The organism is Pseudooceanicola endophyticus, from assembly GCF_018760365.1.
Classification (GTDB): domain Bacteria; phylum Pseudomonadota; class Alphaproteobacteria; order Rhodobacterales; family Rhodobacteraceae; genus Pseudooceanicola; species Pseudooceanicola endophyticus.
In genome coordinates this window covers 205679-218430 of sequence record NZ_JAHIAB010000010.1, presented here as the reverse complement: position 1 = coordinate 218430, position 12752 = coordinate 205679, and the positions used below count along the sequence as shown (strand labels likewise).

The window sequence follows — 12752 nt, the reverse complement described above, 5'->3', positions numbered from 1 at the left end:
GCCATGCGCGACATCACCCTGCGCCAGGTCGAGGTCATCCGCGCGGTCATGCTGCGCGGCACGATTGCCGGAGCGGCGGAATATCTGGGCGTCTCTGCGCCGGGGGTCAGCCGGCTGATCAAGCACACCGAGGAAACCCTTAATCTGCGCCTGTTTGAACGCCGCGGCGGGCTGTTCATCCCCTCGGTCGAGGCGCAGGCGGTGTTCGACCAGATTCGTGCCGTTTACCGCGGGGTGGAGAACCTGCAGACCGCGCTCGACAACCTGAAGAAGGGCGAGGACGTGCAGCTGGCGTTTGCCTCGGCGCCTTCGGTGGCGCAATTCGTCGCGGCCCGGGCCATTCGCAACGTGCGCGCGCGGTTCCCCGATCTCTACATCGACCTCAACATCCTGAAGATCGAGGAGACGGTGGACTACCTGCTGCTGGAGCGCGGTGAGTTCGTGATCATGAGCTCTGAGATCGACAACCCGGGCGTGGAGAACGAGAAGATCGCCACCGCGCCGCTGGTCTGCGTCCTGCCCGAGGGGCACAGGCTGGCGGAAAAGCCGGTGGTCTCGGTGCATGACCTGATGAACGAGGACCTGATCGGCGTCGATCCCAGCGATCCCTACGGCGCCTTTCTGGTCAAGCCCTTCCGCGAGGCCGGGCTGGAGGTGCGCCACAACATGCGCGGCCGCTTCGCGCAGACCGTGGTCAGCCTGGTGCGGCACGGGCTGGGGGTGGCGCTGATCGACAAGTTCTCGGTCGCCGAAGTCTACATGCCGGGCCTGGTGCGCCGCCCCCTGAAAGAGCGCAGCGAGCTGAGCAGCTATGTCGTCAAGAAGCAGGGCAGGGTGCTGTCCAGTTTCGCCGAATTCACCATAGCGCAGTTCCGGAAAGAGCTTAATCTCGCCGTGGTTGAACCCATAAAACCTTGAAAAACATTTGCAAAACATGGGAATATCGGCATATTAACACCATGTTAATCCGTCTTAACTTTCGGTATTTGACGTTACGCTTGCAATGCGGGAACGTCAGGCCTATCGGGAGGCTCGAGGAAACCCCTCGACAGAAATATAGGGAGGAAACCATGAAACGATTCATTATCGGCGCCGTCTCCGCGCTTGCCGTCTCTGCCACGGCCGCGTTTGCCGCCGACTATCCGTCCAAGGAAATCCAGGGCATCATCCAGTGGGGGGCCGGCGGCTCGACCGACACGGTGATGCGGGCGGTGACGCCCCATGCCGAGGACGTTCTGGGCGGCACCGTCGTGATGCAGAACATGACCGGCGGCGTCGGCGCCATCGCGCTGAACAAGGTGGCCGGCATGAAGGCCGACGGCTACACCCTGCTGATGGGCGCAGAGAACCCGCTGATCTACAAGATCATGGGCCTCGGCAAGAAGGACTACAGCGACTTCGTGCCCGTCGACATCCTGGCCCGCGGCACCGCGATCCTGGTTGCCAACAACAACGCCCCCTTCGATGACTACGCAGGCATGCTGCAATACATCAAGGACCACCCCGGCGAGCTGCGCATCGGCTCCACCGGCCCGGGCGGCCTGCCCTCCGTCGTCACCGCGATGATGGAAGCGGTCGAGGGCGATCTGGACGTGATCTCGGTTCCCTATGACGGTGACGGCCCGGCGCTGACCGCGCTTCAGGGCGGCGCGATCGACGTCATGCCCGCCGTTCTGGGCGCCTCGATCGAGGCGATCAAGGCCGGCAACATGAAGCCGCTCGCGGTCATGGACACCGAGAAGAACGAGTTCCTGCCGGACGTTCCCGCGATCACCAGCTTCAACGAGGGCTACAACACCTATCTTCCCTGGGGCCCGTTCTTCGGCGTCTTCGTGAAGAAGGGCACCCCGGATGACGTGGTCGCCAAGCTGTCCGCAGCGTACAAGGAAGCCGCCAACCAGGACGACTTCAAGACGCTGATGCACAACCGTGGCTTCACGCTGATGAACATCTCCGGCCAGGAAGCCGAGGACTTCCTGACCAAGTGGCAGCAGGGCACCTCCTGGCTGCTGCAGGATGCGGGCCTGACCAAGAGCTCCCCCGAGGAGTTCGGCATCAAGCGCCCGGGCGAGTAAGCTTGCCCCGGGGGCCTGAAACGGCCCCCGACCGCGACAGGCGCCGCTCCTTGTGAGCGGCGTTTTCATTCCAGCACCGGCTTATCCGGGAGGAGGAAGAGACGACATGACTGAATCCGAACATCACCACGACTCTTCGCGGGATGGCAGCTCCGATGCCACGCCCGGCGGAGCGGCCGGCAAGCGTCGCCCCGGAGAGCTGGTCTTTACCATCATCCTGGTGATCTTCAGTGCGGTGCTGCTGTGGAACGCCTACGGGATCGCGGGCTTTGAGGCGCTGTCCTCGCCCGGCGCCATCCCGATGGGCACCGCCGCCGTCATGCTGATCAGCGCCGCCATGGTGCTGAACCAGACCCTGCGCAAGCCCCGCGCCGAGGACGAGACCATGCTGCAGGACATCGTGCCGCCGCTGGTCATCGTGCTGGCCCTCTTCCTGGTCGCCTACGGCGTGCTGCTTGAGCCGCTGGGCTTCCTGCCGACCTCGCTGCTGTTCCTGCTGGCCTCGATCAAGATCCTGTCGAAGCGCAGCTGGGGCTTCACCATCACCGTTTCGGTGGGCAGCCTGCTGGGCATCTACCTTGTCTTCCGCATCGTCTTCACCGTGCTGATGCCCACCGGCATCATCCCCGAAGCCGAAATTCTGCAGGCAATCCGCAACCTCTTTGCCGGAGGCGCATGATGGAACACGTTCTCGCGCTCTTTACCGTCTTTGCCCATCCCCAGCTGCTGCTGCTGGTGGGTCTGGGCACCTTCGCCGGTGTCTATGTCGGCGCCATCCCCGGCCTGTCGGTCACCATGGCGGTGTCGATCCTGATCTCCTTCACCTTCTCCTGGGACGTGCTTCCGGCGATTTCGCTGATGATCGGCATCTACATGGGGGGCGTCTACGGCGGCTCGCGGACGGCGATCCTGCTGAACATCCCCGGTGCGCCCTCGGCCATCGCAACGGCGCTGGACGGCTATCCCATGGCACAGCGCGGCGAAGCCGGCGAGGCCATCGGCGTCACCACCGTCATGTCCTTCTTCGGCGGTTTCATCGGTATTCTGGTGCTGGCGCTGCTGGCGCCCTTCGTGGCCGATTTCGCGCTGACCTTCCAGCCGCGCGACTACATGCTGCTGGCGGTGCTGGGCATCCTTCTGGTGGGCTCGCTGTCCTCGGGCTCGCTGGTCAAGGGCATCTTCTCGGGGGCGCTCGGCATCGGTATCGGCGCCGTGGGCATGGACCCGCTGACCTTCACCGAACGCTTCACCTTCGACATCCCGCTGCTTCAGCAGGGTATCAGCTTCATCGCCGTGATGATCGGCATGTTCGGCGTCTCCGAGGCGCTGATGCAGCTGCACCACGTTGAAAAGGCTGCCGTGCGCCAGAAGATCAGCCGCATCGTGCCCTCCTTCGGGACCATCAAGAAGCACCTGCCGCTGTCGATCCAGACCTCGTCCCTGGGCGTGCTGATCGGCGCCCTGCCGGGCACCGGCGGCGACATCGCCGCGCTGATGGCCTATGACCACGCCAAGCGCGTCACCAAGAACCCCTCGCGCAAGTTCGGCGACGGTGCGATCGAGGGCCTGGTTGCCCCCGAAACCGCCAACAACGCCGCCGTCGGCGGGGCCTTCATCCCGATGATGACGCTGGGCATTCCCGGCGACGCGGTGACCGCGATCATGATCGGCGCGCTCTTCATCCACGGCCTGAACCCCGGCCCGATGCTGATGGTCGAGCAGCCCAACATGTTCTGGTTCATCGTCGGCGCGCTGATCATGGCCAACTTCTTCATGCTGATCTTCGGCCTGACGGGCATCAAGCTGTTCACCAAGATCGTCGAGATGCCGCGCTCGGTGCTGATCCCGCTGATCCTGCTGCTGTCCATCGTCGGCGCCTATGCGGTGAACAACTCCATCACCGACGTCTACTGGATGCTGGGCTTCGGGATCTTCGGCTACTTCATGCGGCACTACGGCTACCCGCTGGGCCCCGTGATCCTGGGCGTGATCCTGTCGCGCCTGCTGGATGACAACTGGCGCCGTGCCATCATCTCCGAACGCGAGGACCTGGGCCGCTTCTTCTACGGCATCGTGACCAGCCCGCTGTCGCTGGTGCTGCTGGTCGCCGTTATCCTGATCTTCGTCAGCCAGACTCCGCTCTGGACCATGTTCCGCAAGAAGGACACCCAACCGAAATGACCGCCACGCCTGACATCCTCCTGGGTCTTATCGGCGACAATATCGCCGCCTCCCGCTCCCCCCGCCTGCACGAACTGGCAGGCGAGCAGAACGGCAAGCTGGTCCATTACAATCGTCTCGTCCCGCATGAGCTGGGCGAAAGCTGGGACGAGATCTTCGACGGCCTGGCCGCGAAGGGCTATCGCGGCACCAACGTGACCTATCCCTACAAGGAGAAGGTCGTGGCGAAGCTGACCATCGATGACCCGCTCGTGCGGGCCATCGGGGCGGTCAATACCGCGATCTTCGAAGCGGGCGGTCCGAAGGGCCACAACACCGACCACACCGGCTTCATCGCCGCCTATTCCCGCGTCCGCGGCGAGGCCAACCCCGGCGTCACGCTGATGATCGGCACCGGCGGCGTCGGTCGTGCCGTGGCCTTCGGCCTGCTGGCCCTTGGCGCCCCGGAAATCCGGCTGGTCGATCTGGACAAGTCCAAGGCCGAGGCGCTGGCCGCCGATCTGCGCGGCGCCGGCAAGCCGACCGAGATCACCGTCTGGGACAGCGCCGAAGAGGCTGCCCAGGGCGCCTCGGGCCTGATCAACTGCACCCCCGTGGGCATGGTCGGCAAGGGCGGCACGCCGCTGGCGGCTGCTTTCATGGCGGGCAGCACCTGGGCCTTCGACGCGGTCTACACCCCCGTCGATACCCAGTTCCTGACGGAAGCGTCGGCAAATGGGCTCGACATCATTTCCGGATGGGAGCTTTTCTTCTATCAGGGCGTCCATGCGTGGAAACTCTTCACCGGGCTGCCCCTCGATGAAGACAAGCTGCGTCAGGACCTGCTGAGCTGAGCTGAAAGGACAGGGCATGAAGACCTCCATCGCCACCGTTTCGATTTCCGGGGACTTCCGGGAAAAACTTGAGGCCATCGCAGCGGCGGGATTCGACGGGATCGAGATCTTCGAACAGGACTTCATCGCCTATGACGGAAGCCCGCGCGACGTGGGCAACATGATCCGCGACCACGGGCTGGAAATCTCGCTTTTCCAGCCCTTCCGCGATTTCGAAGGTCTGCCGGAGCCACTGCGCGCCAAGGCCTTCGACCGGGCCGAGCGCAAGTTCGACCTGATGCAGGAGCTGGGCACCGACCTGGTGCTGTTCTGCTCCTCCTGCCATCCCCAGGCGCTTGGCGGCATCGACCGTGCCGCCGCCGATTTCCGTGAACTCGGGGATCGGGCCGCCGCCCGGGGCCTGCGCGTCGGTTACGAGGCGCTGGCCTGGGGCAAGCATGTCAACGACCACCGCGATGCCTGGGAGATCGTGCGCCGCGCCGATCACCCCAACATCGGCCTGATCGTCGACAGCTTCCACACGCTGGGGCGCAAGCTGTCGCCGGAAAGCATCCGCTCGATCCCCGGCGACAAGATCTTCTTCGTGCAGCTGGCCGATGCGCCCCTGATCGAGATGGATCTGCTCTACTGGTCGCGCCACTTCCGCAACATGCCCGGGGAAGGGGACCTCGATGTCACCGGCTTCATGCAGGCGGTGATGGCGGCGGGCTATACCGGCCCGGTGTCGCTTGAGATCTTCAACGACCAGTTCCGCAGCGCCAACACCCGCCAGCTGGCCGAGGACGGCTACCGCAGCCTGATTGCCACCATGGACGACGTGAAGAAGGCCGAACCCACCCTGAAGATCGACCTGCCGGACCTGCCCGCCCGCGTGCAGCCCAAGGGCGTCTCCTTCGTGGAATTCGCCGCCCGCGGTCAGGAGGCCGACACCCTCGGCACGCTGCTGACCTCGCTCGGTTTCGCCAAGGCGGCCAAGCACCGCAACAAGGATCTCTCGCTCTGGCAGCAGGGCGACATCCGCATCGTGGTGAACGAGGAAACCGAGGGCCACGCCGCCCATACCTACAATGCCCGCGGCACCACGGTCTGCGATCTGGGGATCGAGGTCGCCTCGGCCAAGGACGTGATGACCCGCGCCATCGCCACCGGCGCCAAGGCCTTCACCCAGCCCCTCGACATGGGCGAGCTGGAGATCCCCGCGATCCGGGGCCTGTCGGGCTCGGTGATGCATTTCCTTGATGGCGAAAGCGGTCTGGATCAGGTCTGGGACGTGGAATTCGTCAAGGAAGCCGGGGCGGATCTGGTTGGCGCAGGGCTGAAGTGCATCGACCACATCGCCCAGACCATGAGCTATGAGGACATGCTGTCCTGGACGCTGTTCTACACCTCGATCTTCGACGTGCAGAAAAGCCCGATGGTGGATGTGATCGACCCCGACGGTCTGGTGCGCAGCCAGGTCATCGAAAGCCGCGACGGCGCGCTGAAGTTCACGCTGAACGGGGCCGACAGCTACCGCACCCTTGCCGGCCGCTTCCTGGCCGAGACCTTCGGCGCCTCGGTCCAGCACATCGCCATGTCCAGCGACGACATCTTCGCCACCGCCGAGACGCTGAAGGCGCGCGGCTTCGTGCCGCTGAAGATCTCGGACAACTACTACGACGACCTGAAGGCGCGCTTCGACTTCCCCGGCGGCCTGCTGGAGAAGATGAAGGAGGCCAACGTCCTCTATGACCGCGACGAGAAGGGAGAGTTCTTCCAGATCTACTCCGGCAACTTCGCGGGCGGCATGTTCTTCGAGATCCTGCAACGCAACAGCTACAAGGGCTTCGGGGCGCCGAACGCGCCGTTCCGGATCGCCGCGCAGAAGCGCCAGCTGCCGCCGAAGGGTATGCCCTCGGCCTGATCGGCGCTTCTTGGAAAAGCGAAACGCCCCCGGAGCGATCCGGGGGCGTTTTCGTTTGCTCAGCTCTTGGCGGCGACCTGCTGCGGCCCGGTCTGCGGCGCGGGCGGTGCCGTCCAGCCCAGCCCAAGGCTTTTTTGCAGCGCGATGAAGGCGGTCGAAAGCTGCGCACGCCCCTGCGCCAGCGCCAGCTGGGTCTGAAGCTCCTGGCGCTGGATATCGAGCATGTCGATGACCGAGAGCGTGCCGGCCTGGTTCAGCGTCTGCGACAGGTCCGAGGCCTTGGTGGCGGCGGCGCTTGCCTCGGCCAGCTTGGCGACATTGGCGCGGCGCCCCTCGAACTGGGCGAGGCTACTTTCGGCATCCTGAAGCGCGCCCAGCACGGCCTTGCGATACTGCGCCTCGGAGGCATCGAACTGGGCGGTGGCACCGGCCACGGCGGATTGCTTCTGCGGCAGCGCCAGGAAATTCCAGCTGAGCGACGGCCCCCCGAGGATCGAGATCGAATCCGTGCGCAGCAGGGCATTGGCATCGGTGGAGCCGGCGGTGGCGATCCCCATGAAGCTGATCTTGGGGAAGAAGCTGGCGATGGTCTGGCCGATCTGCTCGTTGCTGGCGGCCAGGTCGCGCTCGGCGATGCGGATGTCGGGGCGGCGGCGCAGCATGTCGGCGGGCTTGCCGACATTGACGACCCGGGGCGGAGAGGGGATGCGCCCCGCGCGCGACAGCTCCTTGTCGAGCGTGCCGGGCTCCAGCCCGCAAAGCGCGGCGATCTGCGCCGAGAGGTCCTTCACCTGGGCCTGCATCATCGGCAGGTCGGCCTCGGTGCTGGCCAGCTGGGTTTGCAGACGCGCCAGCGACAGGTCCGAGGCCGTGCCCTGATCGACCTGCTGCTGGGTCAGCGACAGGGTGCGCTTTTGCAGGTCGATCGAGCGGCGCGAGATCGAGAGCTGCTCCTGCGCGGCGCGCAGGCTGACATAGGCGCGCGCCACCTCGGCGGAAAGCTGGACCTGGGCATCGGCATACTGGGCGGCGGCGGCCTCGGCCTTGGCGCGGGCGCCGCGCAGCTTGCGGGTGTTGCCGCCGGCGGGGTCGAATTCCCAGGTGGCGGTGAACATGTCGTTGTAGATGTCGGTGTTGTAGACGCTGGGCACGCTGGCGCTGTCATCGCCCGAGGCATCGCGCAGGGTCTGCGTCAGCCCCGAGGTATCCCCCAGCCCAAGCCGCGCATGGGTTACCCCGACACTGGCCGAGCCCTGCGGCAGCAGCTTCTTGCGGGTGTTGGTGAACTGGCTGTCGGCGGCGCGGATCTTGGCGCGGGCGACCTCTACGTCGGGGCTGGATTGCAGGGCCAGTCCGATCAGGCGGGTCATTTCGGCATCGTGGAAGCCGCTCCACCACTGCGCTGCCGGGTAGTAGCCGGTGACGCCCTGGCCGGCGTTGTGGAAGGCCTTCGCGGCCTCGGCCTTGGGGGCCACGTCGGGCGGGCCGGCATAATCCGGGCCGACGGTGCAGGCGGCCAGCAGCGGAAGGGCAGAGAGAAGAAGAAGGGATCTGGTGCGCATGGGAACTGCCCCGTTTCAGTGCGTTGCGGAAGGAGCCTGCCCCTTGGGCAGGGGGCGAAGGATCAGCGCCAGCGGCATGACCACGATCAGCGCGAGGGCATAGAGGTAGAAGATGTCGTTGTAGGTCATCACCAGCGCCTGCACATGGATCAGCTGCGACAGGTAGCTCAGCACGCTTTCGGTGCCCTGGGGCGTGCCGGAATACTGGTCCAGCAGATGCTGCACCTGCGGCGAATTGGTGGTGATCTGCTCGCTCAGGCGTTCGCCGTGGAAGGCGCTGCGGCGGGCCTGAAGCGTGGCGATCATCGCCAGCCCGATGGAGCCGCCCAGGTTCCGCGCCGCGTTGAACAGGCCCGAGGCATCCTCGGCCTTCTCATCGGGAACCGAGGAGCTGGCCGCCTGATTGAGGAACAGCATGGAGAAGCCCTGGCCAAGGCCCCGCAGCACCTGCGACAGGTAGAAATCGGCGCCCGTGGCATTGGCCGTCAGCTCGGTGTCCACCCAGCAGCTGAGCGCATACATGCAGAAGCCGAAGATCACCGCGCCGCGCAGGTCGATGGTTTTCACCAGGATCGGGATGAAGGGCATCATTGCCAGCGTCGGCAGGCCCGAGATCAGCACGATGATCCCCGATTGCAGCGAATTGTAATCGGCGATCGAGGCGAGGAACTGCGGGATCATGTAGGCCATGCCGTACAGCGCCGCGCCCAGCAGCAGGGCCATGATGAAGACCGAGCCGAATTCGCGTTGCAGCAGGATCGAGAGGTCGATCACCGGGCGCCTGGCGTAGACCTGGCCCACCAGCAGCAGGAAGATCCCGATGGCGGTCAGCACCGACAGCAGCACGATCGTTTCGCTCTGGAACCAGTTTTCGCGCTGGCCTTCCTCCAGCACCACGGTCAGGCAGCCCAGCCCCACCGACATGCCGATGATGCCCAGCCAGTCGGCCTCTTTCAGGACCTGAAGGCGCGCCGGGGTGTGCTTCATGCCGACGAACAGCAGCCCGGTCAGGAAGATGCCGACCGGCAGGTTGATGAAGAAGGCGTAGTGCCAGCTGACCGCCTCGGTCAGCCAGCCGCCCAGCAGCGGGCCCAGCACCGGGCCCATGACGGCGGTGAAGCCGAACAGCGCCATGCCCACCGGGCGTTGCGCCGGCGGCAGTCGGGTCGAGACGATGGTCATCGCCGTGGGGATCATCGCCCCGCCGGTAAAGCCCTGGCCGATCCGCCCGACGATCATGCTGCCCAGCGTGTCCGAGATCCCGCACATCATCGAGAAGACGACGAAGAGCACCGTCATGATCAGCAGGAAGGTGCGCAGCCCCAGCATCCGGGTGAACCAGCCGGTGAGCGGGATCATGATGATCTCGGGCACCAGATAGGCGGTGGAAATCCACGTCGCTTCGGTCGAGGAGGCGCCGATCGCCCCCTGGATCGTCGGCAGCGCCGAGTTGGTGATCGAGATGTCGAGCGTCGCCATCAGCGCGCCCAGCGTCCCCGCGAAGACCGTCAGCCAGTCAGAGCCGTCGGCCTTCTCTCCGGGTTTCCACTGGCGCCGCCCCGAGGGGGCCTGTGCCACATCGCTCATTGCGCGTCGCCCGTGCGGGTGTCGACCGTGGCGGTCACGGACATGCCGGGGATCAGGCGGGCCATGACCTCGGGCGAGGTCTTGATGCTGATGCGCACCGGCACCCGCTGCACGATCTTGGTGAAGTTGCCGGTGGCGTTCTGCGAGCCCAGCAGCGCGAAGCGCGCGCCGGTGCCCGGAGAGAAGCTCTCGATCTTGCCGTGCAGCTCCTGGCCGGGCAGGGCGTCGACCTCAAGCGTCACGTCCTGGCCGACCTTCATGTCGGCCAGCTGGGTCTCCTTGAAGTTGGCGGCCAGGTAGAGATCGGTCATCGGCACGATGGTCATCAGCTGGGTGCCGTTCTGCACCAGCTGGCCCTTCTGCACGCTGCGGTCGCCGATCTTGCCGTCGATGGCCGCGCGCACCGTGGTGTGGTCGATGTCAAGCTGGGCGCGGCGCAGCTGCGCCTCGGCCTGCACGACGCCGGCCTTGGCCTGACCGATGGCGGCCTCGGCGGTGGCGACGGCGGCCTTGGACGAGGCAAGCTGGGTCTGCGCCACCTTCACCTGGGCCGCGCTCTCGTCCCGGGTGGAGGTCATCTGGGCCATCTGTTCGGCAGTGGCGGCGCCGGTCTTGACCAGCGGCGCGTAGCGATCCACCTGGCTTTGCGCGAAATCGGCCTTGGACTGGGCGCTTTCGACCTGCGCCTCGGCCTGATCGACCATGGTTTCGGAACGGTCATGTTCAGCCTGGGAGCGCACCAGATCGGCCTCGGCGCTGGTCTTCTGCGCCTGGGCCTGTTCCAGCGCCGCCTGGTAGTCCGAGGCGTCGATCTTCACCAGAACGTCGCCGGCCTTCACATCGGCATTGTCCTGCACAAGCACCTGATCGACATAGCCCGTCACCTTGGGCGAGACCTCGACCTGGTCGGCCTGGATATAGGCATCATCGGTGCTTTCGAGGAAACGCCCCTCGGTCCACCAGGAATAGCCCCACCAGCCGCCTGCGGCGAGTGCGGCGATCAGGATCACAAGCAGGATGACCTTGCCCCGGCTGCTCTTGCGGGGCGCGGCGGCAGGGGCCGCTTCGGAGGGAGTCTGGGTCTGGTCGCTCATCTGGTCACTTCGTCCTTGTCGTGCCGCGGCACTGTGCTGGCGGTGAGGGAGGGGGAGGGAGGGCGTTCGGTCCGAATTGCACTTTCTGCCGGTCTGGCCGGGAGAGTCTCTTCTCTTTCTTACGGAGGCTTAATATAAGGTGGCGTATAACTTGGCAAGATGAGGTCACGCAATGGAGATGAAGAGGCTGGCACTGCCGCTGCACGAGGCGGCGCTGTTGCTGAAACGAGTCTTCGAGTGTGAATCCCGTGACCACCATCTGACCATCACCCAGTGGCGCATCCTGGGGATCGTGTCGGCCAAGGGCCCGCGCACCCAGAGCGAGCTGGCAACGATGATGACGGCCAAGGCGATGACGATCAGCGATGCGGCGGAACGGCTGGAAAGCCGCGGGCTGGTGACCCGGCACGCCGATCCCAGCGACAGCCGCGCCAAGCAGGTGCACCTGACCGAGGCCGGCGCGGCACTGATCGCGCTGACCCGCGAGCGCATGGACAAAATCGGAGAGACGGCGCTGAAGGGCATCGCGGAGGCGGACCTGGAGGTCACGATCCGGGTGCTCTACGCGCTGATCGGCAATCTGGACGAGGGTCGCGCGGCCCAGCTGGGTTGCGGGCCAACGGAACACTGAAACGATCCGCCCGCGCCGGGGGGACGCGGGCGGATCAGCCTGGTTCAGCTCGGGCAGGCAGGGTCAGGCGGGCAGGCCGGCGGCCTCGACCACGGCGCGGGCCTTGGCGATGGCTTCGTGGGCGCGCTCCAGCGCCGGGACGACGCCCATGCGCGCGGTCTGGGCGACCTCGACGCTCAGCACGATGTCGCGGGGCAGGGCAGAGAGCAGGGCGGTGAAATCCACGTCGCCATCCCCGGGCATCAGCCGCTTGCCGCGTGCGGTGGCGATCAGCGCCTCGGGGGCTGGATCGAAGTTGCCCGGCCCGTCGCAAAGCTGCGCATAATGGATCCAGGCGGGATTGAGTGCCGCAATCTCATCGATCGGGCTGTCGGAGCGCTGGACATGCAGCGCATCCACCAGAACCCCGGCTGCCGGGTGGTTCACCGCCCGCATCTGGGCGGCGGCGGTGCGCACGTCGGGGATGCTGGTCCAGGGCATGAACTCCAGGTCGGCGGTCATGCCATGGGCCTGCGCCAGGTCGCAGAAGGCGCCGTAGCTGTCACTCATCCGGGCCATGTCGGGATCGTAGCCCGCCGTCAGGATGTTGCGCGCCCCAAGCGCCGCGCCGCGTTCCAGGAAGGGCAGGGTGGCCTGCGGATCGAAATCGGGGGTGATCCGGATGATCTCGATATCGGCCAGGGCCACGCCGGTTTCGGCCAGCGCCGCCTGGGTCTGCTTCAGCACGGTCGGGTCGCTCAGCAGCGGATAGGGCCCGTCGGTGCCCGCCGGCAGCAGCCGCAGCCCCACCATGTCATAGCCCGCCTCGGCCGCCACGTGGACGGCCTCGGGGGGCGAAAGTTCGGCGGTGGTCAGGAAGGCCAGGGAATAGCGATAGCCCATGATG

General features: G+C 65.9%; 11 protein-coding genes. 7 read left to right on the top strand and 4 right to left on the bottom strand.

The annotated features are described in order from the left end of the window. The first annotated feature begins 3 nt into the window (after nucleotides 1–3). The 6 genes from KM176_RS17525 (at nucleotide 4) to KM176_RS17500 (ending at nucleotide 6992) form a co-directional block, all read left to right on the top strand. A complete protein-coding gene (locus tag KM176_RS17525; protein ID WP_160895047.1) occupies nucleotides 4–918 on the top strand; it encodes a LysR family transcriptional regulator in 915 nt (304 codons plus the stop codon). Between the two features lie 152 nt (nucleotides 919–1070). Next, complete coding sequence (locus KM176_RS17520) at nucleotides 1071–2075, top strand: tripartite tricarboxylate transporter substrate binding protein (RefSeq protein ID WP_160895048.1); 1005 nt, start codon at nucleotides 1071–1073, stop codon at nucleotides 2073–2075. A 106-nt stretch (nucleotides 2076–2181) separates the two neighbouring features. After that, nucleotides 2182–2754 (top strand): tripartite tricarboxylate transporter TctB family protein, encoded by a 573-nt coding sequence (locus tag KM176_RS17515; RefSeq protein ID WP_160895049.1) that lies wholly within the window; start codon nucleotides 2182–2184, stop codon nucleotides 2752–2754. Then, nucleotides 2754–4256, top strand: coding sequence for a tripartite tricarboxylate transporter permease (locus KM176_RS17510; RefSeq protein ID WP_160895050.1), 1503 nt, complete (start codon nucleotides 2754–2756; stop codon nucleotides 4254–4256). Before KM176_RS17515 ends, KM176_RS17510 begins: the two co-directional genes overlap by 1 nt. Continuing rightward, nucleotides 4253–5089 (top strand): shikimate dehydrogenase family protein, encoded by an 837-nt coding sequence (locus KM176_RS17505; RefSeq protein ID WP_160895051.1) that lies wholly within the window; start codon nucleotides 4253–4255, stop codon nucleotides 5087–5089. The genes KM176_RS17510 and KM176_RS17505 overlap by 4 nt, the downstream gene beginning before the upstream one ends. 16 nt (nucleotides 5090–5105) lie before the next feature. Continuing rightward, nucleotides 5106–6992 carry a bifunctional sugar phosphate isomerase/epimerase/4-hydroxyphenylpyruvate dioxygenase family protein gene (locus tag KM176_RS17500; RefSeq protein ID WP_160895052.1) on the top strand — a complete coding sequence of 629 codons (1887 nt, stop codon included), beginning with the start codon at nucleotides 5106–5108 and terminating at the stop codon, nucleotides 6990–6992. 59 nt (nucleotides 6993–7051) lie between these two features. On the opposite strand, the gene KM176_RS17495 is transcribed toward KM176_RS17500, so the two are convergent. From KM176_RS17495 to KM176_RS17485, 3 genes are read right to left on the bottom strand one after another with little or no spacing between them, the layout of a single operon-like run. Continuing rightward, nucleotides 7052–8554, bottom strand: coding sequence for an efflux transporter outer membrane subunit (locus tag KM176_RS17495; RefSeq protein WP_160895053.1), 1503 nt, complete (start codon nucleotides 8552–8554; stop codon nucleotides 7052–7054). 15 nt (nucleotides 8555–8569) lie between these two features. Next, entirely contained in the window at nucleotides 8570–10141 is a 1572-nt protein-coding gene (locus KM176_RS17490; protein WP_160895054.1) for a DHA2 family efflux MFS transporter permease subunit, read from the bottom strand. Beyond that, nucleotides 10138–11235: an HlyD family secretion protein gene (locus KM176_RS17485; protein ID WP_202397861.1), complete on the bottom strand. Its 1098-nt coding sequence runs from the start codon at nucleotides 11233–11235 to the stop codon at nucleotides 10138–10140. The genes KM176_RS17490 and KM176_RS17485 overlap by 4 nt, the downstream gene beginning before the upstream one ends. 172 nt (nucleotides 11236–11407) lie before the next feature. Here KM176_RS17485 and KM176_RS17480 point away from each other — a divergent pair, with 172 nt between their 5' ends. Next, on the top strand, nucleotides 11408–11866 hold the full coding sequence (locus KM176_RS17480; protein WP_160895055.1) for a MarR family winged helix-turn-helix transcriptional regulator: 459 nt from the start codon (nucleotides 11408–11410) through the stop codon (nucleotides 11864–11866). A 63-nt stretch (nucleotides 11867–11929) separates the two neighbouring features. Here the strand turns inward: KM176_RS17480 and KM176_RS17475 are convergent, their stop codons facing one another. Then, nucleotides 11930–12748, bottom strand: a complete 819-nt coding sequence (locus tag KM176_RS17475) for a sugar phosphate isomerase/epimerase family protein (protein WP_160895056.1) — start codon at nucleotides 12746–12748, stop codon at nucleotides 11930–11932. Between the last annotated feature and the right edge of the window lie 4 nt (nucleotides 12749–12752).